We start from the raw sequence: 19,462 nt of genomic DNA, 5'->3' as shown, positions 1-19,462 counted from the left end.
CGACGCCGGCGGCCGCGCGCCACCGAAACGAGGCGGGCGGGCACCGCCCTGCCCGCCCGTGACCGCGCGGCCCCGTCAGCGCACGCACTTCACCCATGCGGCCGTGAAGTGGTTCCACTTGCCGCTTTCACCGGCGTTGAAACCGGTGAAGCCATCATCGAAGTTGAGCGCCCACGCCGCCGGAGCGTTCCTCACGGCCGTGTGCGAGGCCCAGTACCAGTCGTTGCTGCGGGCGCCGTACTGCGTGTCCGGGAACATCGTTCTGTTGATCGACGGCGCCACCTGGGCTTCATCGACCAGGGTCGCGAGCTCCCGGATGCTCGGCAGGCGCCAGGCGCGCTCGTTGAGATCGAGCGTCGCGCAGTAGCTCTCCGCCTCGGCCCAGGTCAGCGTGGTCGGCGAATAACCCTGCTGCCAGACGAGGCCCGTGTAGTTGTCCATCACCTCGCCGGGCGACACGACGGTGTACTGGTCGGGCGGCGGCACGGCCGGGCTGCTCGGCGCCTCCCCTTCCCCGTTGCCCCGCACGCAGCGCAGGCTCGCCGCGGTCGCCTTGGAGGTTGCGTTGCTGACGATCCCGTCGCTCAGGTTGAAGGCCCACGCATAATCGCGCCCGGCGCCGGCGCCGGCCTGCCGGATCGTGAGGATCCAGTCGGACGACGTCTTGTGGAAGCCCCCCCGCGCCCCCGGAAATGCGGTCTTGTCGATGGCCGGGCTCTGGGTGAAGTCCACGATCGACGTCATCTCGATGCGGGTCGGCAGGCGCCAGTCCGAGGCCCCGCCGAGCGTCAGCTCGTCGCAATAGCGGATCGCCTGTTCCCACGTGTACGCCTCGGAGGGAGGGCTCTTCTGCCACTCGAGGCACGTCACGTCGTCGCGCACCACGCCGCTCCCGAGATCGGTGGTGCTCGCGGGGTTGGGCAGGCCGCTGCCCGCCGGATTGGGCATCGGCCAGCACGCCCACTTGTGCGAGCCGCAGGCCGCGGCTTTGCTGCACGTGTCGGGTGCTCCGCCGCCCGCGTCCGTCGCTCCCCCGTCGTCCGGCGCGCCGCCGCCCGCGGTGGTCCCCTCGCCGCCGGCCCCGCTGCTCGCGGCGGGCCCCGCGTCACCGGCCCCGCCGCCCGTCTCGCCGGCGCCCCCGGTCGCCAGAGCGCCGCCCGTCCCCGACGCGGCGCTCTCGGTGAGCGCGTCGCCGCGATCGCCGGCATCCACGCTCCCGCCGGCGTCCCCGCCGGTGGAGCACGCCGCGGCCGCGAGCGCCAGGCCGAGCGCCGTTCCCCTGCCGGCGCGCGCGGCCGCGCTGGACATCGCCAGGGTCGCGTGAAGGACCCACCGCTTGCTTCGATTCATAAGCACCTCCGTCAAGTCGAGCCGGCGCGGCGTCGGCGGAGCTCATTCCTGGGTCATGAGAGAGAGAAGAAGCCACAGAGGCATAGAGGGCACAGAGGAAAGGGATAAAAAAGTCTTTTTCTCTCTCTTCTCTTCCCTCTGTGCCCTCTGTGCCCTCTGTGGTTCAATTTCTTCCCCATCACGGAATCAGGGACAGGCCTCAGGGGCAGAGCGCCGATGCGCAAGATAAACGTTCTCGAACCGCACCAACCTATCACACACCGCGCTGCGAACGTCAATGTGTGCACCGAGAGAAGGGCCCGTTTCTCGCCGTTCACTCCCCAACATATCTGCGCGGCGCGTGGTCGCAGGACCGGCGCGCTTTCGGCAGGCGCACCGCCCCTGCGCGCGCGACAGGACGGGCGCGCGTTCCCGTGCGCTTTCAAATCTTCAACCAGCCGACAAATCGCGGGCGCTTCGAGCTTCTGGTGATTGGATCCGAGGTGCTCGAGCGACCTGGTCAAGAACGAAAGGAATCCTTCGCTCCTGGAGCGCGGCCGGCCGGCGAATCATGAGGACCGGACGGCTGGGCTCTGCTCGCAAACCATTCTCCTGAGCCGCTGCGGACAGCGCGCGCCAGGCGAGCTCGTTCGCCGGAAGCCGCCGCGTTCGCACGAAGCCCACTTTCGCTCGCTCCGTCCAGGCGCAATGGAGCGCGCATGTCCCTCTCGACCAAGAAGACGTCCATCGGCAGCTCCAGCAACAGCAGGCCAAAGAACAAGAACAAACGACATCACTGGAAGCGCTACCGCGGCCAGGGCAAGTCACATCACGCCTAGTGCTCGGCGGAGGCGTCGAGACCGAGGCAGGCCGCCTGGACGTCAGACGTCGGGCATGAAAGCGACGATGCGCTCAAAAAACCAGTACATCGCCAGGATGCCCATCGCGTAGCAACCGGCCATCGCGAAGCGTAGGCTCGACGCGCGCTCGAGCGTGCGCAGCGCCCGCCGGAGCGCCAGCAAGCCTGCGATGAACACCAGCTGCCCGATCTCCACGCCGACGTTGAAGCAGAGCACCGCGATCGGGAGCTCCGCCTTGGCGATCTCCAGCTCCGCCAGCGCGCTCGCGAAGCCGAAGCCGTGCAGGAGACCGAACGCGAACGCCACCAGCCAGGGCCGCTTCCGGGTCAAGCTCGTCTGCTTGGTGCGTGCCTCGCCAGCTATCTCCACGGCGACGAACGCGATGCTGAGCGCGATGACGGCTTCGACGGGGGCGGTCGGCAGGATGTGCAGCCCGAAGGTCGCCGCCCCCAGCGTCAAGCTATGCGCGATCGTGAACGCCGTGACGGTCTTGATCAGCACGCGCCACGAGTCCAGCAGCCAGAGCAGCCCTACCACGAACAGCAAGTGATCGAGCCCGAGCCAGATGTGCGTGATCCCGATCCAGATGAAGTTGGACACGCCGCGCAACGCGCTCGTATCGAGCCGGGCCGCTGACACTCGGACGTGCGGCTGCGCGGCGGTCAGGCTCAATACCTGGGTGCTTCCGTCGACCCACTGGATCTTGATCATGCCGGCGGTCGAGAGATCACCCAGGCCGTCGAACCCGATGCGGCCTGACAACCCGCGCTCGCCGCAATCGAGGCGCGGCGCCGCGAGCTGGCAGTGCTCGGGGAACACGGGCTTGAGCAAGTCGTACGCCGCGCTGACGTCGTGGATACCCTGCGTGCGCTCCCAGCTGGCGATGAACTCGCCCGGCGAGCGCTCGTCGAGCGCCAGCACGCTCAGCGCGGGTGTGTGGGCGTGCGCGCTCGCAGCGCGCAGGAGACACAGGGTGACCCACAGCATCGCTGCCGCGCGCAGCCGCGTCGCCCTCGTCATGGCTGCTCCGCGATCTGGACGCGCCACTGCGATGTGAGGCGGCTGAGCTCCGCTTGAAACGCGCGCGCGGTCCGATCCTTGCGGTAGTCCGCGCTCACCCGCTCGCGGACGGCCGCGAACGAGGGCTCCGACGCCGCGGTGCGCTCAACGACGCGCACGACGTGAACTCCGCTGCTGGACCGCAGCTCTTGCCAGCTGCCGCTTGGCAGACTCCAGAGCTCGTGCGCGAGCTCGGGGCCGTACAATGAGGCTAGCTGCGCTTCGGAGCGGTGCGAATGGTCGGTCGGGATGGGCAGCCCCGGCCCGTCGGCCGCCTCTTGTCGTTCCAGCAACGACAAGAGCCGTCGCGCGTCGCCGTCCGCGTCCGGGCCGCTGCGGATCAGGTACTCGCGATAGCTGATGGTCTCAGGGATGGCGTAGTCGGAGAGACGCGCTTCATAGTAGCGTTGGAGCTCGGTGTCCGTGGGCGGCGTTCGATCGAGCTCGGCTTGCAGCATGCCGCGCACGCGGGCGATGATCTGCGCGCGCAGCATAGGGTCCGTGTGCGCCAGGGACAGGCGCAGGCCCTCGCGAAACAGCGCTTCGTCTTCGACGTAGCGTCGGATCAGCTCTTCGCGCTCCACGTCGTTCGGGCCCCTGCGCTGACGCTGCTCGAACAGCTTGACCAGCTCTCGCTGTTTGGACACCGACACTTCGACCGTGGGCACGTCGAGCGCGCGGGTCACCAGGCGATGTCCGGCGAACACGAGCGCCCCGAGCAGCGTGAAGTGAAGGAACGGCTCGGACGCGATGCGCCGCAACCGCGCGGCGACGCTCTTGGCCTTCTCGGCCGTGTGGCCCGGTGCGCCCTCGAACGCGGGCGAGTCGGCGGTTGTGGGAGCGGCGGTTCGAGTCATGGCTCTCGAGCGTGCGGTGGTTCCGGCTCACGGACCGGCGAGCCTGGCCGACGCTACCGGTGCTCTGTGGCGTCTCTGTTTCAGCAGGGCGACCGAGCGGTGGCCCGACGGTCGGACGACGGCGCATCGCAGCGCGGCTCGGGACGAGCGGCAACGAGAGGTAACGAGAGCCGCACGGAGCTGCCATCTGCGCCGTATACAAGCGTGAACGCGACTAGGGCCAGGTTCGTCCGTTTCGGCCAGGGGAGCCCCCGTACATGACAAAGACCTATCGTTTGACGCTCATAGCATCCGTCATCGCGCTGTGGTGTGCAGCGGCGCGCCCCGCGAGCGCGCAGTCCGCGTTTTCGGTCGTGTTGATCCCCGACACCCAAAACTACAGCGAGTTCTCCTCGTACGAGGTCTACGAGCACCAGATGCAATGGCTCGTCGACAACCGCGGCGCGCGCAACATCAAGTTCGCGGTGCACCTCGGCGACATCACCAATCACGACCTCGCGAGCGAGTACGACGTGGCGAGCGCCGCGCACACGCTGCTGGACAACGCCGGCGTGCCGTACAGCATGACGATCGGCAACCACGACATCTACCCGAGCAACGAGGCCTACAAGCGCAGCTCGCTGTACGCGAATTACTTCGGTCAGCCGCGCTACCAGGGCGAGCCGTTCTACGGCGGCGCTTACGACGCGTCGAACATCAACAACTACACGTACTTCGAGGCCGGCGGGCTCAAGTTCATGGTGGTGAGCGTCGAGTTCGCGCCGCGCAAGGACGTCGTGACGTGGGCGAATCAGGTCATCGCGAACCACCCGGATCGTCGCGTCATCGTGGCCACGCACTGCCACATGGACAAAAACGCCGAGCACGCGAGCGGCTGCGCCGACGGCTACAACCTCGAGGGCCGCGACGGCGTGGACCTCTGGGAAGAGCTGATCCAGCGCCACAGCAACGTGTTCATGTCCGTGAGCGGGCACATCCAGGGGGTGTCGTACCGCCGCCGCACCGGCAACAACGGCAATATCGTACACGAGATCCTGAACGACTTCCAGAGCGAACCGGTCCTCGGCAACGGCCACGCGCTGGGCAACGGCTGGCTGCGCGTCCTCACGTTCGCGCCGGCGCAGAATCAGATCACGGTGGAGACGCTGAGCGTCGAAGACGGCAATTGCGCGATCTTCGCGAACTGTCAGGCGACGCTGTACTTGAACTACAACCAGGCGTCCAGCCCGACCGCGACAAAACACAACCAACAGAACTACACCGTCAGCTACGACATGCAGTCTGCGATGCCCGCGTACGCTTACAAGGCCAACGATATCTTGTTCAAGGATCGCATGGCCAACGTGCAGCTGACGGGCAAGCGCTTCGATCCCAAGATCGCGACGGCGCCGAGCGGCGACTTCGTGGTGGTCTGGGAAGACGACCACGATGACAACGGCGTCGGTCAGATCTACGCGCGCGGCTTCGACCCGGACGGCAACGCGCGGTTCTCGCAGATCGCCGTGAACAGCGTGGACGCCGGTCAGCAGCAGCACCCGGACGTCGCCATCGACGACTCGGGGAGGTTCGTGGTGGTGTGGGAAGACGATCAGGACGGGAACGGCGCCTACCAGATCCTGGCGCGCGGCTTCAACGCCAACGGCAGCGAGCGCTTCCATGATCGAACGGTGAACACCGTGTCGGGTGGTCAGCAGTCGAGGCCCGCGGTGGCCTGCGACGCTAGCGGCAACTTCGTCGTCGCCTGGGAAGACGACCAGGATGGGAACGGGTACTACCAGATCTTGGCGCGCGGCTTCACTGCGGCCGGCGCTGAGCGCATCCCGACCTTCACCGTCAACAGCGTCGCCGCGGGCGAGCAGTTCAATCCGGCCATCGCCATGGATTCCGATGGCGACTTCGTCGTCGCCTGGGAAGACGACCAGGACGACGACGCCAACTTCCAGATCTACCACCGGGGTTTCACGGCGACGGGCGGCAACCGCTTCGCGCAGAAAGCGGTCAACACGAACGCCGCCGGTCAGCACACAAAGCCGTCGATCGCCATGGCGAACAACGGGAACCACGTGGTGGCCTGGGAGGACGACCAGGACGACAACGGCTACTACCAGATCTATGCGCGCGGGTTCACGATCACCGGCGTCGAGCGCTTCGGGGTGATGACCGTGAACAGCGTGGCTGACGGCCAGCAATATGCGCCCAGCGTGGGGATGCGCGGCGACGGTGCTTTCGCGGTGGTCTGGCAGGACGACCAGGACGACAACGGTGTGTACCAGATCCTCGGGCGCGACTTCACGGCCAGCGGCGCACAGAATCGGGCGGATTTCACCGTCAACAGCGACGCGAGCGGTCAGCAACGGTCGCCTGTGGCCGCCGTGGATGATCAGGGCCGCTTCGTGGTGGCTTGGGAGGATGACATGGACGGGAATGGAAAGGCGCTCATTCTCGTCCGCAACCTCAATTACTGAACTTTAGCGCGGAACCCGCCGCTTCAGCGCGCGCCGAGAGCCGCGCGCCCCACGAGCGCCGCGGCCGCCACCGCGCCGCGCGCCCGCAGCGTCGCCCGGGGCAGGCGCGGCTCGCGCGGCGGCGCCACGAACGCCTCCAGCCACGCCTCGGCCGGCGGCCGCGCCAGCACCCCGCCGAGATCGAACAGCGCGAGATCCTGCACGCCGGCCGTCACCGCGACCGCCACGTCCTCGCGCAGCTCGGCGACCGAGCGGTACACCGGCTCGTCGCCCAGCGCGCCCCTCCCCACCGCGCCCACCGAGGCGCCCGCCCTCGGACCGAACCGCCGCGCGGCGGCGCCGCACCCCCAGGCGAGCAGCGCGACCGCGTCGTCCCGGCCGAGCGCGCCGCGCGAGTACCCCTCGAACAGCGACGTGTACAGCATCGCGCCGACCCGCCCCCACGGCGGCGTCGACACGGGCGTCCCGAGGATCCGCTCCCAGCCGCCCGCCGGCCCGTCGGCCAGGACGAGCGGCACGACCGCGGCCGAGGTCGCCACCCCGCGCCCGTGGATCGCGCCCGCCAGCTCGATGTACGCGCGCTGCGCGTCCCGCCACCGCGCGTCCCGGCCGGCCGCGCCCGCCCGCGCTCCCCGGACCCCGCCGCCGACCAGCGCGATCGCCCCCCGCCCGCCGTCGAGCGCCCGGCGCACGTCCTGGATCGGCGGCTCGAGATCGACCGCGACCTCCGCCGCGGCGAGGCCGCGCGCGTCGAGCGCGTCGAGCAGCCGCGCGACGAACGCGCCGAACGCCGCCGCGTTGCCGGCGCTCGCCCAGCGCCCGTCCTCGTCCGCGATCATCGGCCACACCGCGACCCCGACCCCCGCGTCCGCGCACGCCGCCGCGAGATCCGGCAGGCCCGCCGCCGTCTGGGGCCGCACCGCGATCGCGAGCTCCAGCCCGTACCGACGGAGGAGCGCGAGCGTTCCGGGCGCACGCACGACCTCGAGCGGCAGGAGCTCGCTCCAGATCCGGCGGCGCGGCGTCACGCCCGCCGCCCGCGCCGCAGCGTCGGCGCGCCGGCCAGCGCGCCCCCGCCCCGCCGTTTCCTTCCGAACCCCGGGCAGCGCCCGCTACACTCGCGCGCCATGAAGATCCTCTACGGCGTCGTCGGCGAAGGGATGGGGCACGCCATGCGCTCGCGCGTCGTGATCGAGCGCCTGCTCGAGCAGGGGCACGAGCTCGAGATCATGGCGTCGGGGCGCGCGACCGATTTTCTGTCGAAGCGCTTCGCGGGGGTGAACCGCATCCACGGGCTCCACATGATCTACGAGGAGAACCGGGTGCGCCGCGGCAAGACGCTCTGGTCCAACGTGCTCTCCGGCGCGACCGGCATCCCGAAGAACATCGCCGCGTACTTCGAGCTCATCAAGGACTTTCGCCCCGAGCTCACGATCAGCGACTTCGAGTCGTGGACGTACCTCTACGCCAAGCTCCACCGGCTGCCGATCCTCTCGATCGACAACATGCAGATCATCAACCGGTGCACCCACGACGCGGAGATCGTCGCCGGCCACGAGGCGGGCTTCCAGCTCACGCGCGCGTTCGTGAAGAGCAAGCTGCCGTTCTGCCAGCACTACGTCATCGCCACGTTCTTCCGCCCCCCGGTCCGCAAGCAGGAGACGACGCTGGTGCCGCCGATCCTCCGCCCCGAGATCATCGCGGCGAACCGCCGCCCCGGGGAGCACCTGCTCGTCTACCAGACCGCCGAGGGGAACGAGGCGCTCGCCGAGACGCTCGCCAGGACCGGGCTCGAGTGCCGCATCTACGGGATGCGCCGGAGCATCACCGAGGAGCAGGTCGAGGGGAACCTGCGCTACCGCCCGTTCAGCGAGGAGGGCTTCATCGACGACCTCGCCTCGTGCCGCGCCGTCATCGCCGGCGGGGGGTTCACGCTGATGGGCGAGGCGGTCTACCTGCGCAAGCCGATGCTCGCCGTCCCCCTCGGGCGCCAGTTCGAGCAGGTGCTCAACGCCCGCTACCTCGAGCGCGAGGGGTTCGGCCGCGGCGCCGACTCGCTCGACGACCCGGCCGTCGTCGCGGACTTCGTGAAGGCCATCCCCGGCTGCGAGGAGAAGCTCGCCGGCTACTCCCAGGACGGCAACCGCCGGCTGTTCCAGGTGATGGACGAGCTGCTCGATCGCGCGCACGCCGGCGTGCTCTGAGCGCGGCGCAGCACCGCGCGCGGCGGCGCCGGCGTGCTCCGGGCGCCGTCGGCGCGGCGCCCGGCGGCGAGGCGGCGCGCCCGCATCCGAGCGCGCCGCGCCCCGCCGAGGCCTCGCCTACTTCGGCCTGCAGGCCTTGATGTCCGAGCCGGAGATGCCGTTGCACTCCTGGTCGGCCGGGCAGTCCGTCTGCTCGACGCACGTCTTCAGGCACTCGAGCGCCGCGCTGTCGTCCGGCTTGCCGCAGACCGACCCGTCCTCGCACTCGCCGTCCGCGCCCTCGTCCTCGCACGCCTCGCCGAGCGCCGCCTCGCCGCCACAGCCCCAGACGAGCAGCGCGCCCACAACGAGCCCCATCCCGATCCACGTGGTTCGCATGCCATGACCTCGCAATTTTACGACACAACTGCAAGCGGTGGAGGAGCGCGCGCCCGCCGCCCCGCCCTGGCGTTTCAGGCCGCGGCGTGGCGTCGTCCTCCTCGGCCCCTCCGACCGCCTCCGGATGCTACCGCGCGTTGCGGCTCTTTGCGCTCGGGCGTTGGCTCCACGACGCCGAGGCGGTGTCCTCGATCCGGATGAGGACGGCGGTGATGTTGTCGCGGCCACCGTTCTCGTTGGCGCAGTCGATGAGCTTGCAGCACGCGTCGGCGAGCACGGCGTTGTCCTCGATGATGCGCGCGATCTCGCGGTCGTCGACGAGCCCGTGGAGGCCGTCGGAGCAGAGGAGGAACACGTCGCCGGCCTCGACGCGCTCGGCGCGCAGGTCGACGTCGACGCTGGGGCCGATCCCGAGCGCGCGCGTGATCACGTTGCGGGGCAGGTACGCGAGGTCGCTCTCGGTGAGGTCGGGCCGCTCGAGGAGCGCGTCCGCGATCAGCGAGTGGTCGCGGGTCAGCTGCGCGAAATCGCCGTTGCGGAGCAGGTAGCAGCGGCTGTCGCCGGCGTGCGCGACGTAGAACTTCCGCTCCCGCGGCGAGAACGCCGCGGCGACGACCGTGGTCCCCATCCCGCGGTAGAACCGCGAGTCGTCGGCGTGCGCGAAGATGCGCGCGTTCGCGTAGGTCACGGCGGCGCGGAGCCGGTCACCGGTCGACGCCTTGCGTCGCTTGCCGTTCGCCTCGCGGAAGTAGCCGGCGATGGCGCTCGCGGCGATGCGGCTCGCGACCTCGCCGGCCTCGTGCCCGCCCATGCCATCCGCGACGACGTAGACGTTGAACTCGGGGAGGAGGATGTATCGGTCCTCGTTGTGGATCCGTTCCCTGCCGACGTCCGATAGACCTGCCGCGATGGCGCGCATTCGTCCCGAGTCTAGACGACGCTTGGCCTCTCAGGGAACTGGGTTAATCTCCCCCGCCATGCCCGACCTGGTGATCGACAACCCGTATACCCTCGAAGAAGCCGTCCGCCGGCCCCTCGCCGACCCGACCGAGGTCGACCGCCTCCTCGACGCCGCGGCCGCCGCCGCGCGGAGCTTCTCGCGCACATCCCTCGCCGAGCGCGCCGCCCTCTGCCTGCGCGCGGTCGAGCGCCTCGAGGCCGGCGCGCCGTCGATCGCCGCCGACATCACGCGCATGATGGGCAAGCCGCTGCGCCAATCCCGTAACGAAATCGCGGGGATGGCCAAGCGAGCTCGGCACATGATCTCGATCGCGGAGGCCGCGCTCGCCGACGTGGTCCTCCCGGAGCTCCCGGGGGTGGAGCGGCGGATCGTGCGGGCGCCGCTCGGTGTGGTGTTCAACCTCCCGGCCTGGAACTACCCGCTCCTCACCGCCGTGAACGTGGTCATCCCCGCGGTGCTCTCGGGCAATGTCGTGCTCCTCAAGCACTCGCCGCGCTCGCCGCTCTGCGGGGAGCACTTCGCGACCGCCTTCGCCGAGGCCGGCGCGCCCCCCGGCCTGGTCCAGGCCTTCCACTGCGACCACCCGACCTCCGAGCGCATCGCGTCGGATCCGCGCGTCAATTTCGTGGCGTTCACAGGTTCCGTCGAAGGCGGACGGCGGATCTACGCGGCCACGTCGAAGAAGGTGGCCGTCGACGCCGGGCTGGAGCTCGGTGGGAAGGACGGCGCCTATGTCGCAGCCGACGCCGACCTGGAGAAGGCGGTGGACGGGATCGTCGACGGCGCCTGCTACAACGCCGGGCAGAGCTGCTGTGCGGTCGAGCGCGCGTACGTCCACCGCGACCTCTATCCGAAGTTCGTGGAGGCGGCGCTGGAGCTGATGAAGGGGTACGTCCTCGGCGACCCGACGGACGAGCGGACGAACCTGGGTCCGATGGCGCAGCCGCACGCGCCGGCGTTCCTGGAGGCGCAGGTGAAGCAGGCGCTGTCGCGGGGCGCGCGGGCGCTCTGCGGCGGCCGAGCGACGCAGGTCGACGGCCGCGGGCGGTTCTTCCAGCCGACGCTGCTGGTCGACACGGCGCCGGATCTCGACGTGATGCGCATCGAGTCGTTCGGGCCGGTGCTGCCGGTGGTGCCGGTCTCGTCGGACGAGGAGGCGCTGGCGTTGATGAACGACAGCGATCTCGGGCTCACCGCGTCGGTCTGGACGCGGGACCGCGAGCGCGCGGCGCGGCTCGCGCGCGACCTCGAGGTCGGCACGGTCTACATGAACCAGTGCGACACGCTGGATCCGGCGCTCCCGTGGACGGCGGCGAAGAACAGCGGCAAGGGCGCGACGCTCTCGACGCTCGGGTTCCTGCACCTGACGCGGCCGAAGTCGATCAACTTCAAGCTCGGCTGAGGCCGAGCGGGCAACATCAAGCTCGGCTGAGGCCGAGCGGGCAACATCAAGCTCGGCTGAGCGCCGAGCGGGCGGCGCCGGCGCGCCGCGGGGCGCGCGCGCCGTGCGCCAGGTTCAACGAAGGCGCAGGGGAGGCCGTGCCGTTCAGGCCTGCCCTGCGCCACGGCTCATGGGAGTGCAGAGGCATGGAAACACAGCAGATCGTTCGCGGGCGTCTCATCGATCACATCCAGCTCGTCGTGGCGGACGTTGCGGCGAGCAAGCGGTTCTACCGGGCGGTCTTCGACGCGATCGGCGTCCCCATCGGCGGCGAGGCCGACGATTACTTCTGGGCCGACGAGCTCTTCGTCTCGAGCGCGAGCTCACGGGCCGCCGCGGGCGCGCTCACCGGCCGGACGCACCTCGCGTTCCAGGCGAGCGACCGCGCGACGGTCGAGCGCTTCCACGCCGCCGCGATCGCCGCGGGCGGCAAGGACAACGGCGCCCCCGGCGAGCGCCCGTACCATCCCGGCTATTACGCGGCCTTCGTGCTGGATCCCGACGGGAACAACATCGAGGTCGTCCATCACGGGCCGGCGAACAGGTCGGCGGACGCCATCAAGATCACGTTCTGAGCAGCGCGAGCCCCCGGCGCCCCTCGGGTCGACGCCGGCATCGCGACGCTGCGACATGCTGCGATGTCGTGGCGGATCGGCGGCCTCACGAAGCGAGGCGACGCGGAGCGCGCTTGACATCAAAGCACGATCCGTCGTCTTATCCATCCTCCCAACTGGACCGTTCTTAACCACTGGAGCAGCATTGAACACTTGGAAGATTGCGGCGGTTGCCGGCGCGCTCGCGATTGCCTCGACCCCGAGCGTCGCGCGTGCGGATTGGTACATCGAGGCCGAGACCATCCAGTATGACTTGTATCCGTACGCGGTCGGATACGGCTGGGGCGCCAACGCCGACGCGTTCCTGCAGCTCAACTGGAACGGCGGACCTTACAAGTACTTTTACGTCTCGACCGCGGGCTCGTACGTCCTCCACGCGCGCCTGGCCGGCTCGATCTGCAGCGGCTATCCGGTCGCGCTCTTCTTCATCGACGCCGTGGCCCGCGGCCGGCGCCCGATCGGCGCCGGCTGGACGCACCAGACGTCCGATGCGGTGTGGCTCGAGGCGGGCTGGCACTCCTTCGCGGTCGCGCTGGAGAACGACTATGCCGCGGGGGGATGCAACCGGGACATCTGGTTCGACGCGGCGTGGATGTACGGCAACACGTCGATATGATGCGTCGCGACGAGCGCGCCGCTGCGGAGCGGTGTGCTGTCCCGCTTCGTCCCCGGCGAGCGCGTCGCGGCCCGTCGCGCTGAGGGTCACGTCGCCGGCTCCTCCACCTCGATTCGCTTCCTCGCGACCGGCCTCGCCGCGACGTCGTTGAGGACCACGCCGAGGATGCGGCGCTCGCCGAGCTGCTCGAGGGCCCGCGTGAGCGAGGACGCCCGCGTCACCGAGGCGCGGGCGACCATGAGGACGCCGTCGCAGGCGTCCTCGATGACGTTGGCGTCGCCCGAGCCGAGGACCGGCGGGCCGTCGAGCACCACGTAGTCGTAGTAGCGCCGGAGCGCGCGCATGGCGGCCTCGAAGTGGATGGAGTGGAGCGCCGCGGGGTAGCTCGCCTCGAGCGACGGCTCCGCGAGCACCGAGAGCGAGGGGCTGACGGCGATCACGCCGAGCGGGCGGGCCTCGCCGGCCATGCGCCGGCGGAGCTGGTCCGAGAAGCTCGCGTGCGGGGGCAGCCGGAGGCCGAGGGTCGCCGCGACGCGGGGGCACGCGAGGTGGCCCTCGACGAGGAGGACCCGCGCGCGCTCGGCCTCGGCGAGCGTCATCGCGAGGCGCGCCGCGACCGCGGTCTTGCCCTCGGCCCGGCCGGGGCTCACCACCGCGACCGTGAGCGGCTCGCCCCCTCGCCGCTGATCGAGCCGGTGTCGGAGCACCCGGAGGGCGGCGAGCGCCGACGCGGGCGCGCCCCGGAGCAGCTCGAACACGCCGTACCCCTCGGGGTCGACGTCGCCGCCGAGGATCTCCACCTCGGGCTCGCGGAACCCGGCGCCGCCGGCGTACGCGACGTGGCGCGGGCCCACGCAGGCGAGCGGCCCGCCGGGCGCGCCGAAGGCCGGCTCGGCCGCGCTCCAGGCGTCGTCGGCCGCGCTGGAGGTCGGCTCCGGCGCGCTCCAGGCCGAGCCCGGGCCGGCGTCGCCCTCGAGCTCCAGGCCGTCCGGGAGCGTGTCCTCCTCGCCCTCGCCGAACCCGGGTTGACCCGCCTCGCCGAACCCGGGTTGCCCCGCCTCGCCGAACCCGGGTTGCCCCGCCTCGCCGAACCCGGGTTGCCCCGCCTCGCCGAACCCGGGTTGCCCCGCCTCGCCGAACCCGGGTTGCCCCGCCTCGCCGAACCCGGGTTGCCCCGCCTCGGCGAACCCGGGTTGACCCGCCTCGCCGAACCCGGGTCGACCCGACGCCGACCCCGCCGGTTCGCCGGGCCGCTCGCCGTCCTCGGGCGCGGCGGCGGGCGCCGCGCCGTACGCCGGCACGATCGCGCGCTCGCGGAGCGGCGGCTGCGGCGGGAGCTCCGGCATCGCTGCCAGCAGGGCTGGGCCGCCGAGCGCGTGGATGTCGCCGCCGTCGTACAGCGTGTCGTTGAGCAGCACCCGGGCCCCGGCGACGCCCAGCGCGAAGAAGAACGTCACCGCGGCGCCCGCGAAGAACACGCGGCCCCGACCGCGATCCGGCCGGCTCGGCAGGTAGGCCGGATCGAGGACGTCGAGCTCGGTCTCGCTCTTGTTCTCCGCGGCGTCCGCGGAGAGGTCCGCGGCGCGCTCGTTGGCCTGCACGGCCTTCAGGTACTCGCGCGCCCGCTCGAGGTCGAGGCGGAGCCGGTGCCACTCGGTCTCGAGCTCGATCACCCGCTCCTCCGCGTCCCCGTCGGATCCCGCCGGCGCGCGCCGCGCCTCGCCCCCCGCCGCTGCCCTGCCGCTACCGCCGCGCGCGCGCAGCCCCGCGATCTGCCGGAGCAGCGCGCTCCGCTCCGCCGAGAGCGCCGCGCGCCGCGACGGCGTGAGCTCGCCCGCCTCGCCGCGCGGGACCTCGGTGAGGCCGGCGCGCACGAGCCCGAGCGCGCTCTCGGCGGCCGCGAGCTGGCCCCTGGCCGCCTCGACGCGGCGCTTCGCGGCGATGGCGTCCGGGTGGATCGGGGTCACGGTCGACATCTTCTCGGCGAGCGCCGCCTCGGCCGACGCGAGCGCCGCGGCGGCCGCGTCGCGGGCCCGCTGCGCGTCGATCACGCTCGGGGGCAACGGCTGCCCCGGCGCCGCCGCGGGCGAGCGCGCGGCCCCGAGCAGCGCCTCCACCCGGGCGAGCTGGCGCTCGAGCGCGGCGAGCTGCGGGTCCATGGGGCGGAGCGGCGGCGAGACGCGGGCCGCCGCGGGCGCGGGGGCGCCGGGCGGGCCGAGCGGCTGGGGCGCCGGCGCGTACGGCGAGTCGTTGAGACCCCACTGGAACTGCGGGTTCTTGGCGAGGAACGTCGCCAGCGCGCGGCTCGCCTCGTCGACCTTGGCGCTCGCCTCGGCGAGCTCCCGCCGCAGAAAATCGCGGGTCATCGTCGCCGTGCCGAGGCTGTCGCGGCGGTAGTCGTCGATCAGGATCTGCGTGAGGCGGGCGGCGACCTGCCGCGCGACGTGCGGGTCGTCGTGGGTGAACGAGATGACGTACGTATCGCTGCTCTGCGCGCGGAAGCCGACATGGCTCTTCATCTCCTCGACCGCCTCGACCATCGAGCGTGCGGTCTTCTCCGGGTACAGCCCGAACGCCTCGATGACGCCGGCGAGCGTCCCGCGCGCGATCAGCGTGTCCTTGAGCTTGGGCCCGAGGCGCGCAGCCCGCGCGGCGCTGCTCTGCGGGTCGCGGCCGGTCTGGATGGTCTCGCGGTAGAGGATGGTGGCCTCGCTCCGCCACACCCGCTTCGTGGCGAGCGCCAGGGCGAGAGAGATGGAGATCCCGACGGCGATCATCGCGGCCATCCCGCGCCAGTACATCCGGACGCGGCCGAGGACGCTGATCGCGCGATCGAGGCGCTCGCGGGGTGTGCTCTCCGTGCTCAGGCTGGACATGATGTTCCCCGCACCGCGGGCAGCGCCGTCCGGCGCCGCGCGGCGCAACGGGCGCGCCCGGGGCGCTTTGCCCCCGCACGGCAAGGCGCGTGCTCACGGGCGCGTCACCCAGGGACGCACCCGCGCGAGGGGTCGAGAGGGGCGCAGGTGGGGTGAGGAGGACGAGCGCCGTGGACGTTCTGCGTGCGGTGCGGGAGAGGTCCTTCGCGGACGTGCTCAGGAATCCCAGCGCGCACGGATTCACCGAGCGCGGCGGATCACCGGTCGAGCGTGCGCTCCCACATCTGTAGATACGCCTCGGCGGAGTTGTAGAGCGCGGTCAGCGCCGCTTCGCCGCCCTCGATGCGGACCTCTTCCACCCAGTCCGCGACCAGCCCGTAATGCGCCATGCCGTCGACGTCCGTGTCGTAGACGCGCTCGCCGCTCACCTGGCGATCGAAGGTCACGGGCGCGATCCCCGCGAACTGCGGTCCCCAGTCCGGCCCCTCGAACAGCGTGAAGGGGTAGCTCACCGGCACCGCGCCCGCGCCCCGCGGGCCGGCCTGGGGGCCGAGTCCGTTCGTGTCGGCGCCATAGCCCATGCCGAAGAAATAACCGTCGTTCCCGATCGCGGCGAGCTTGTCGAGCGCCTCCTTGAACTCCTTGCCATTGCCCTTGTAGGGATAGATCAGCCCGCCCAGCGCCAGGATGCGGCGCGCCTGATCCACGGTGAGGCCCCCGTGCCCGCCGTGCGTCGAGACCAGCGGATATCCCGGCGTCTGCTGCTCGGCCAGCGCGATCACCTCCGCCTTGTTGGAGAGCTCCAGATGATCGACCTCGATAATCATCCGCTTCTCCATCATCTTCTGGATCGCGTAGCGGCCGAGCGCGGTCAGACCGCGCGCGTTGCACTGCTTCCGGTCCGGCGGATAGAGCGGGAGCGTGCCCCCCGCCAGATCGATCAGGAGCCCGGTCAAGGGGTCGTCGCCCGCGCCCGGCGGGAGCGCGCTCAGCAGGATCGCCCCGGCGTCGTAGAAATAGTCCTGCTCCGGGCAATCGTAGGTCTGCCAGAACTGGCCGGTGTCGACCTTGTTGCCGAGGTTGAGCGCGAACCCGTCGAAGATGCCGTTGCCGCCGAGCGCGTTGTCGAACTCGTGGACCGGGAACATCTGGCGGACGCCGGCGGCGTGGAGCCGATCGAGCTGCTCGTCGATGTCGGCCTCGTCGCACCCGGGGAGCCCGTTCTGCACGTCGCAATTGAAGAGGTGCGAGATCTCGATGCCCAGCACCACCGCCAGCTTGCCGTCGCCGATCGCCTGCCGCGCCTCGGCGGGGCTCTCCACCACCCGGAGCCACCCCCGGCCTGGGCCTCCCTCCTGCGCGTCGATGTACGCCTCCAGATCGCGCATGAGCTGCGCCTGCGCCATCGCGCTGTCCATCTCGTTGCAGCTCTGGAGCGGCCGGAGCGAGGCGATGCGCTGCAGCGCGCACAGCGTCTCGTTCTCGACCAGGTTGTTGACCATGAGCCGAAGGCCGGCGCGCCACGCTCGCTCGATCCATTTGTAATACATGCCCTCGTGCGTGAGCGACCTCGCCGCCGGCCAGTCCACGAACTCGGGCCAGCCGCGGGTGTCGTGAACAGGCAAGCCGTCCTGGGCCAGGAAGCTGCCGACCACGTCTTTCACGCCGCCGGGCCCGTGCGACAGCGTGCAGTCGCCGAGCGCGCCGAGGACGCCGAAGCGGTGAAAGGGCAGGCCGTGATGCGCGCCCCCGAGGAAGCTCGTGGCGCTCGCGTGGGCGTGCACGTCGGCGAACCCGAGCACCGGGCCCGCGGCGCCGCTGCCCGTGAACGGCGCGCCGACGCTGTTCGTCGCGACCTCCGGGAACGCCGCGCAGCCGCTCGCCGCCTCGAAGGAGAACTTGGCCGCATCGCCGGCGCTCGCCGGGTGGACCAACACGAGCTGGCCGCTCAGCGGATGGACGGCGAGCGCCCTCGCCGACGAGGCAGACACCACCCTGAAGCGGCCGTCGGCGTCGGTGTCGACGATCCACTCCGCCGCATCGCTGGGCGCAGGGACGGCCGCGGCGCCGAGGAGGCCGCCGAGGGTGAGGAGGCTGCCGGCGGCGAGGAACGAGGCGTGCCTGTCGTGAAAGAGGTACTTGCCGAGCGCGGTCGGCTTCATGAAGAACGGGTCGGCGTCGCCGAGGTTCGCCGCGCGCGCCGCGTAGCCGCCGAGCCCCCGGGCGACGTACGCATTCCTGGCCACGGATCTGAGCGCATAGCACCCGTTGGCGAGGTCGTGGCGCGAGCTGGGCGCGAGGCCGAGGCCGAGCGCGCCGCGGACGGCGGCGACGCGCGCCGCGCCGGCCGCAACCGTCGAGTCCGGCTCCGCGCACCCGGTAAGCGCCGGGAAGAGGGTCAGAGAGGCCAACCCGCAGCGTCCTACATTCGATCGCGTCGCCATCGCGTTCTCCAGCAAGGGTGGATCTGCACACGAGCGGCCCCCGCGCCGCCGCTGCGCGCGATAGGCAATGATATCAGCGCAGCGGCGACGACGCTGCAAACGCGCGGTCGAACAGCATGCCGCAATCGCCTGTACGATTGCACCTATGTAGGTGGACGCGTCTCTGTTTTGATCCGGAGCGATGGAATGAATTGACGACGGAAGCTGCGCGGCATCGGTGAAGCGCCGGCTCCCTCGACGCGCCGCGGTGACGCGCCGTCGCCGCCTGCTCGCCGTCGCCTCCTGCTCGCGGTCGCCGGCCTCGTCGCCGTCGCCTCTTGCTCGCCGTCGCCGGCCTCCTCGCCCCGCCGCCGGCCGCCACGCGGAGCGCAGCCGGCCGCCGGTCCCTTGACAGCGGCAGGTCGAGAGCTATCGTCTAGATATATCTTTTAGACTATCGGCCCGGCGCCGCAGGGCGGCCCGGACCGTGGGGCCGGGTTGGTCCGCCCACGCGCGCGCGGCAGCTGAGTGCTCGCCGCCGTGGCGGTCCGCCGCCGAGCAAGAGAGGGATCGCGTCTATGTTCTGGGGATGTGAACATCATCATGGCCACCACCATCACGCAGGCCCGCGCGGGCCGAGGGGTCCGTTCGGGCGGGGCCGGGGCGGCTTCGGCGGCGGGCCGCCCGGCTGGTGGGGCGACTGGTTCGGAGGGCCGCCGCTCCGCGCCGATCGCGGCGGCGTGCGCTACCTCGTCCTCGACGTGCTCGCCGAGCGGGCCCGCCACGGCTACGAGGTCATCCAGGCGATCGAGCAGCGCAGCGGCGACACCTACCGACCGAGCCCAGGCGTCATCTATCCGACGCTGCAGATGCTCGAGGAGCTCGGCCACGCGCGCGTCATCGAGGCCGACGGCCGCAAGATCTACGAGATCACCGACGCCGGGCGCGAGGACCTCCAGGCGAACCGCGAGTACGTCGACGAGTTCTACGAGCGCTTCGCCGAGACCTCGTGGGAGCGCTTCGCCGAGGATTTCGGCGACGTCATGAAGCGCATCGGCACGCTCATGAGGATGCTGCGCCACGCCATGCGCCGCGGGCGCATCACGCCCGCCGTGCTCGCTCGCACGGTGAAGGTGCTCGACAAGGCGGCGGCCGAGATCGAGGAGCTGCTCGGCGAAGACCCGGAGAAGCGCCCCGGCCGGCGCCCGTGATCCGCGCGGCGGCGCCGGCGCGCCGAGGCCGCGCCGAGGGCCGCAGCCCGCATCGCGCGCCCCCGCGGGGTGACCTCGCGACACGGGCGCTGATCCGATGTCGTGACATCGGTCATCCGCAGACCACACACGCACTCAATCCTTCACATCACACCTCCGAACGCGCCT

The 19,462-nt window shown here is 71.1% G+C and carries 14 protein-coding genes; 6 read left to right on the top strand and 8 right to left on the bottom strand.

The annotated features are described in order from the left end of the window. Nucleotides 1–75: 75 nt before the first annotated feature. The 3 genes from WME83_RS18590 to WME83_RS18580 form a co-directional block, all read right to left on the bottom strand. Nucleotides 76–1,350, bottom strand: a complete 1,275-nt coding sequence (locus WME83_RS18590; RefSeq protein ID WP_437320617.1) for a DUF1566 domain-containing protein — start codon at nt 1,348–1,350, stop codon at nt 76–78. An 860-nt stretch (nt 1,351–2,210) separates the two neighbouring features. Next, nucleotides 2,211–3,176, bottom strand: coding sequence for a HupE/UreJ family protein (locus WME83_RS18585; RefSeq protein ID WP_437320616.1), 966 nt, complete (start codon nt 3,174–3,176; stop codon nt 2,211–2,213). Between the two features lie 29 nt (nt 3,177–3,205). Further along, nucleotides 3,206–4,105: a peptidyl-prolyl cis-trans isomerase gene (locus tag WME83_RS18580; RefSeq protein ID WP_437320615.1), complete on the bottom strand. Its 900-nt coding sequence runs from the start codon at nt 4,103–4,105 to the stop codon at nt 3,206–3,208. A gap of 275 nt (nt 4,106–4,380) precedes the next feature. Between WME83_RS18580 and WME83_RS18575 the strand changes: the two genes are divergently transcribed. Continuing rightward, nucleotides 4,381–6,570, top strand: coding sequence for a metallophosphoesterase (locus WME83_RS18575; protein WP_437320614.1), 2,190 nt, complete (start codon nt 4,381–4,383; stop codon nt 6,568–6,570). Nucleotides 6,571–6,593: 23 nt separating this feature from the next. On the opposite strand, the gene WME83_RS18570 is transcribed toward WME83_RS18575, so the two are convergent. Further along, nucleotides 6,594–7,598 carry a hypothetical protein gene (locus WME83_RS18570; RefSeq protein ID WP_437320613.1) on the bottom strand — a complete coding sequence of 335 codons (1,005 nt, stop codon included), beginning with the start codon at nt 7,596–7,598 and terminating at the stop codon, nt 6,594–6,596. Nucleotides 7,599–7,697: 99 nt separating this feature from the next. Between WME83_RS18570 and WME83_RS18565 the strand changes: the two genes are divergently transcribed. Continuing rightward, nucleotides 7,698–8,774 (top strand): MJ1255/VC2487 family glycosyltransferase, encoded by a 1,077-nt coding sequence (locus WME83_RS18565; protein WP_437320612.1) that lies wholly within the window; start codon nt 7,698–7,700, stop codon nt 8,772–8,774. Nucleotides 8,775–8,891: 117 nt separating this feature from the next. Here the strand turns inward: WME83_RS18565 and WME83_RS18560 are convergent, their stop codons facing one another. Next, nucleotides 8,892–9,152 (bottom strand): hypothetical protein, encoded by a 261-nt coding sequence (locus WME83_RS18560; protein ID WP_437320611.1) that lies wholly within the window; start codon nt 9,150–9,152, stop codon nt 8,892–8,894. A gap of 127 nt (nt 9,153–9,279) precedes the next feature. Beyond that, the gene (locus tag WME83_RS18555) at nt 9,280–10,071 is read right to left on the bottom strand and encodes a Stp1/IreP family PP2C-type Ser/Thr phosphatase (protein ID WP_437320610.1); all 792 of its coding nucleotides are present in this window, start codon (nt 10,069–10,071) and stop codon (nt 9,280–9,282) included. Between the two features lie 58 nt (nt 10,072–10,129). Here WME83_RS18555 and WME83_RS18550 point away from each other — a divergent pair, with 58 nt between their 5' ends. The 3 genes from WME83_RS18550 (at nt 10,130) to WME83_RS18540 (ending at nt 12,784) form a co-directional block, all read left to right on the top strand. Beyond that, nucleotides 10,130–11,515, top strand: a complete 1,386-nt coding sequence (locus WME83_RS18550) for an aldehyde dehydrogenase family protein (protein ID WP_437320609.1) — start codon at nt 10,130–10,132, stop codon at nt 11,513–11,515. Nucleotides 11,516–11,700: 185 nt separating this feature from the next. Next, nucleotides 11,701–12,129: a VOC family protein gene (locus WME83_RS18545; protein WP_437320608.1), complete on the top strand. Its 429-nt coding sequence runs from the start codon at nt 11,701–11,703 to the stop codon at nt 12,127–12,129. Between the two features lie 184 nt (nt 12,130–12,313). After that, entirely contained in the window at nt 12,314–12,784 is a 471-nt protein-coding gene (locus tag WME83_RS18540; protein ID WP_437320607.1) for a hypothetical protein, read from the top strand. Nucleotides 12,785–12,870: 86 nt separating this feature from the next. Here the strand turns inward: WME83_RS18540 and WME83_RS18535 are convergent, their stop codons facing one another. After that, nucleotides 12,871–15,660 (bottom strand): hypothetical protein, encoded by a 2,790-nt coding sequence (locus WME83_RS18535; protein ID WP_437320606.1) that lies wholly within the window; start codon nt 15,658–15,660, stop codon nt 12,871–12,873. 257 nt (nt 15,661–15,917) lie between these two features. Further along, a complete protein-coding gene (locus tag WME83_RS18530; protein ID WP_437320605.1) occupies nt 15,918–18,071 on the bottom strand; it encodes a peptidase M19 in 2,154 nt (717 codons plus the stop codon). A gap of 590 nt (nt 18,072–18,661) precedes the next feature. Between WME83_RS18530 and WME83_RS18525 the strand changes: the two genes are divergently transcribed. Next, complete coding sequence (locus WME83_RS18525; RefSeq protein ID WP_437320604.1) at nt 18,662–19,294, top strand: PadR family transcriptional regulator; 633 nt, start codon at nt 18,662–18,664, stop codon at nt 19,292–19,294. The last annotated feature ends 168 nt before the right edge of the window (nt 19,295–19,462 follow it).

This window comes from Sorangium sp. So ce385, assembly GCF_051474135.1.
In the GTDB taxonomy this organism is placed as follows: Bacteria; Myxococcota_A; Polyangia; order Polyangiales; family Polyangiaceae; genus Sorangium; species Sorangium cellulosum_D.
This window is presented reverse-complemented; position numbering and strand designations above follow the sequence as displayed.

What these genes read in the sequence shown, in the direction of transcription:
- WME83_RS18565 (WP_437320612.1), top strand. Translation starts at nt 7,698, where the DNA reads ATGAAGATCCTCTACGGCGTCGTCGGCGAAGGGATGGGGCACGCCATG.
- WME83_RS18550 (WP_437320609.1), top strand. Translation starts at nt 10,130, where the DNA reads ATGCCCGACCTGGTGATCGACAACCCGTATACCCTCGAAGAAGCCGTC.
- WME83_RS18525 (WP_437320604.1), top strand. Translation starts at nt 18,662, where the DNA reads ATGTTCTGGGGATGTGAACATCATCATGGCCACCACCATCACGCAGGC.
- WME83_RS18585 (WP_437320616.1), bottom strand. Translation starts at nt 3,176, where the DNA reads ATGCTGTGGGTCACCCTGTGTCTCCTGCGCGCTGCGAGCGCGCACGCC.
- WME83_RS18535 (WP_437320606.1), bottom strand. Translation starts at nt 15,660, where the DNA reads ATGTCCAGCCTGAGCACGGAGAGCACACCCCGCGAGCGCCTCGATCGC.
- WME83_RS18555 (WP_437320610.1), bottom strand. Translation starts at nt 10,071, where the DNA reads ATGCGCGCCATCGCGGCAGGTCTATCGGACGTCGGCAGGGAACGGATC.
- WME83_RS18545 (WP_437320608.1), top strand. Translation starts at nt 11,701, where the DNA reads ATGGAAACACAGCAGATCGTTCGCGGGCGTCTCATCGATCACATCCAG.
- WME83_RS18590 (WP_437320617.1), bottom strand. Translation starts at nt 1,350, where the DNA reads ATGAATCGAAGCAAGCGGTGGGTCCTTCACGCGACCCTGGCGATGTCC.
- WME83_RS18580 (WP_437320615.1), bottom strand. Translation starts at nt 4,105, where the DNA reads ATGACTCGAACCGCCGCTCCCACAACCGCCGACTCGCCCGCGTTCGAG.
- WME83_RS18560 (WP_437320611.1), bottom strand. Translation starts at nt 9,152, where the DNA reads ATGCGAACCACGTGGATCGGGATGGGGCTCGTTGTGGGCGCGCTGCTC.